This window comes from Lutibacter sp., assembly GCF_040883305.1.
Classification (GTDB): domain Bacteria; phylum Bacteroidota; class Bacteroidia; order Flavobacteriales; family Flavobacteriaceae; genus Lutibacter.
In genome coordinates, this window is sequence record NZ_JBFLKT010000134.1 from 1 (window position 1) to 3,749 (window position 3,749).

2 protein-coding genes and 1 pseudogene are annotated in these 3,749 nt (G+C 31.1%); 1 reads left to right on the top strand and 2 read right to left on the bottom strand.

Translation table 11 applies throughout. The features are described from left to right. Together AB1Z17_RS04290 and alaS are read right to left on the bottom strand one after the other, a co-directional pair. The coding region (locus AB1Z17_RS04290; protein WP_368050560.1) for a GSCFA domain-containing protein at window positions 1-387 on the bottom strand (387 nt) is incomplete at its 3' end. A gap of 92 nt (window positions 388-479) precedes the next feature. Further along, window positions 480-3,095, bottom strand: coding sequence for an alanine--tRNA ligase (gene alaS, locus AB1Z17_RS04295; protein ID WP_368050561.1), 2,616 nt, complete (start codon window positions 3,093-3,095; stop codon window positions 480-482). 217 nt (window positions 3,096-3,312) lie between these two features. Between alaS and AB1Z17_RS04300 the strand changes: the two are divergent. Beyond that, window positions 3,313-3,749, top strand: a pseudogene (locus AB1Z17_RS04300) (M23 family peptidase); the annotation flags it as partial.

Consider the following 3,749-nt stretch of genomic DNA (forward strand, 5'->3'; position numbering starts at 1 on the left):
CCAAGCAGTTCCCAAAGTAATTATTAAATGCGAAGCTTCTTTTATTTTTTTATGTGTTCGCTCAATTTCAGAATTTAAATTGTTTAATAATTCATTTTTCGAAGTTGCACTTAAATCGGAATGTGCATCAAAACAATGCCAGCGTTCGTTGAGTTGAAAAATGTCTTTTTCAGTATATTCTTTTTTATGAATTGCATTGGAAATTAGTTTTTCAATAGCAATTGGATTGAATAAAATACCAAACGGATTGCTAAAAGTATTGAATTTAAAATAGTCTAATTTTGTACTGATATTTTCTGAAAAACAAGAACCAATTAATACCAAATTTGAACTGTAATCTATTTGATTCCTTTCTTGTTTTAGTGCTATGTTGGTTCTAAAATTCATTTTAATAGTTTATGTCATTGCGACTAAAAGGAAGCAATCTGTTTCTTATAGCTACAGATTACTTCGTCGTATCCTCCTTGTAATGACGATTTTTAAAGAATGAATTCTTTACCTTTTTCAAGTGCTTTTTCAATTCCTTCAGGGTTTCTACCTCCAGCTGTTGCATAAAAAGGTTGTCCACCGCCGCCGCCTTGGATTAATTTCCCTAATTCACGAACTACTTTACCAGCATTTAAATCTTTTTCTGTTACTAAATTTTTAGAAATAAAGCAGGTTAAAAACGCTTTTCCATCACTTTCTGTTCCAACTAATAAAAATAAATTATCAATGGCATTTCCTAAATCAAAACATAAATCTTTAATACTATTTTGATCTAAATCTAGTTTTTTAGCTAAGAAGTTAACCCCATTTATTAGTTCTACCTCTTGTATTAAATCGCCTTTTAAATTTTTGGCTTTGTCTTTTAGCAAGTTTTCAATTTGCTTTTTAAGACTTGCATTTTCTTCTTGTAAATCAATAATTGCTTTTAGCGGATTTTTAGAATTTTTTAAATAGTCTTTTATTTCAAAAAATGCTCTATTGTTTTCAAAATAAAAATCTTTTGTAGCATCGCTAGTGATGGCTTCAATACGTCTAACCCCAGCAGCAATTGCACTTTCTGAAGTGATTTTAAAATGCCAAATATCACTTGTGTTTTGTACGTGCGTACCACCGCAGAGTTCTACCGATTGTCCAAATTGTATGGTGCGAACCGTGTCTCCATATTTTTCTCCAAACAATGCCATTGCACCTTTTTCAAGCGCCGTTTCCATTGGTATATTTCTAAATTCATTTAACGGAATTTTACTATCAATTCTCGCATTTACAAAATCTTCTACTTCACGTAATTCATCAACAGATAATTTTGAAAAGTGAGAAAAATCAAAACGTAAGTTTTTTGAATGTACAGCCGAACCTTTTTGTTCTACATGCGTTCCTAAAACTTCTCGTAATGCCTGGTGTAATAAATGTGTAGCAGTGTGATTACAAGCTGTTCTAAAACGTTGTTTTTCATCTACAATTACATTAAAAGTTTGCGTTGGGTCTTTTGGTAAATTTTCAGCAAAATGTATAATTAAATTGTTTTCTTTTTTGGTATTTACAATATAAATAATGTTTCCGTTAGCAACCTCTATATATCCTTTATCTCCAACTTGACCACCACCTTCTGGATAAAAAGGAGTCATATTAAATACCAATTGGTATAAATCTCCATCTTTTTTTGATGAAACTTTACGGTAACGTGTAATTTTAACCTTTGCTTTTAAAGTATCGTAACCAATAAATTCTTCTTCATCGTCATCGTCATATAAAACAACCCAATCATCTGTTTCAACAACCGCTGCAGCTCTGGATCTGTTTTTTTGTTTTTCTAGTTCACTTTTAAATCCTTCTTCGTTTAAGGTCATCCCTTTTTCAGAAAGAATTAAAGCGGTTAAATCTATTGGAAAACCATAAGTATCGTATAATTCAAAAGCTTTTTTACCTGAAACTTCAGTTCCTTTTGTATTGGCAATAATACCATCTAACAATACCAAACCTTGATCTAAAGTTCTTAAAAAAGAATTTTCTTCTTCTTTAATTACATTGGTAATTAATTGTTTTTGAGCTTTTAATTCAGGGAAATATTCACCCATTTGTTTGCTCAAGGTATTTATTAATTTATAAATAAAAGGCTCTTTGGTATTTAAAAAAGTAAATCCATAACGAATGGCTCTTCTTAAAATACGTCTAATTACATAACCAGCTCCAGTATTAGAAGGTAATTGTCCGTCTGCTATTGCAAAAGCAACTGCTCTAACGTGGTCTGAAATTACACGAATTGCAATATCAATTTCTTCATTTTTACCGTAATCATTATCTGTAATGGTTTCAACTTCTCTAATAAGTGGTGTAAAAACATCGGTATCGTAATTAGATTGTTTGTTTTGTAAAACCATGCACAAACGTTCAAATCCCATTCCGGTATCTACGTGTTGTGCTGGTAATTTTTCAAGAGAACCATCAGCTTTACGGTTGAATTCCATAAAAACTAAATTCCAAATTTCCACAACTTGCGGATGATCCATATTCACCAAACTTTTTCCAGAAACTATGGCTTTTTCTTCGGACGAACGAATATCTACGTGAATTTCTGAACAAGGTCCACAAGGTCCTTGCGCACCCATTTCCCAGAAATTGTCTTTTTTATTTCCGTTTATAATGCGGTCTTCGCTAATGTGTTGTTTCCAAAAATCGAATGCTTCTTGATCAAAACCTAATCCATCTTCTTCTGCGCCTTCAAAAACTGAGACATATAAACAATCTTTATCAATTTTTAAAACATCAACCAAAAATTCCCAAGCCCAGTCAATGGCTTCTTTTTTAAAGTAATCGCCGAAACTCCAGTTTCCTAACATTTCGAACATAGTGTGGTGGTAGGTATCTTTACCAACTTCTTCTAAATCGTTATGTTTTCCAGATACACGCAAACATTTTTGAGAATCTGCAACACGTTTATCGGTAGCATTTTTCTGCCCTAAAAAATATTCTTTAAAAGGTACCATTCCAGCATTGGTAAACATTAATGTTGGATCGTTTTTTAAAACCATGGGTGCTGATGGAACAATGATGTGTTTTTTTGATGCAAAAAAGTCTAAAAACTGTTGACGTATTTCTTGTGATTTCATTATTACTTATTATTTAGAGTCTTAAACAATTGAAAATACATTAATTTTTTAGTGTATTTAAAGCATTATTCCAGACAATTTCAATGTTAATTATATGCTAAAACAAACCTGCTTTAACTTTTTTGCAAAACATTTTGTAATTTTGCTTAAATCTGCACTACAATAAATCTTACTTTAGTGGCGTTTTGTTGTGCAAAAATAAGATAAATTATAGACAATGGCGAAGGTAAAATATTATTACGATTCTGAGACACTCTCTTACCAAAAGATAAAACCAAAAAAAGGTCAGAAAATTAAAGGTTTATTGTTAACCCTGGTTGCTGGTTTTGTGTTTATGATACTAGGTTTTGTAGTATTTACCCCAATTTTTGAATCTCCTAAAGAGAAAGAATTAAAGCGCGAATTGGAATTTGTTAAGTTAAATGAAGAATTACACGCTAAAAAAATTGCACAACTAGATAAAATATTAAAAGAAATTCAAGATAGAGATAACAATATTTACAGATTGTATTTTGAAGTAAATCCGATTCCAGAAGAACAACGAACTGCGGGTTTTGGTGGTGTTAACCGTTATAAAGCATTAGAAGGTTTTGATAATTCTGAAATGATTACAGATGTTACTAAAAACATGGATATTTTATCGAAACAATTATA

Coding starts and splice junctions, on each gene's coding strand:
- alaS (WP_368050561.1), bottom strand. CDS start 3,095: ATGAAATCACAAGAAATACGTCAACAGTTTTTAGACTTTTTTGCATCA.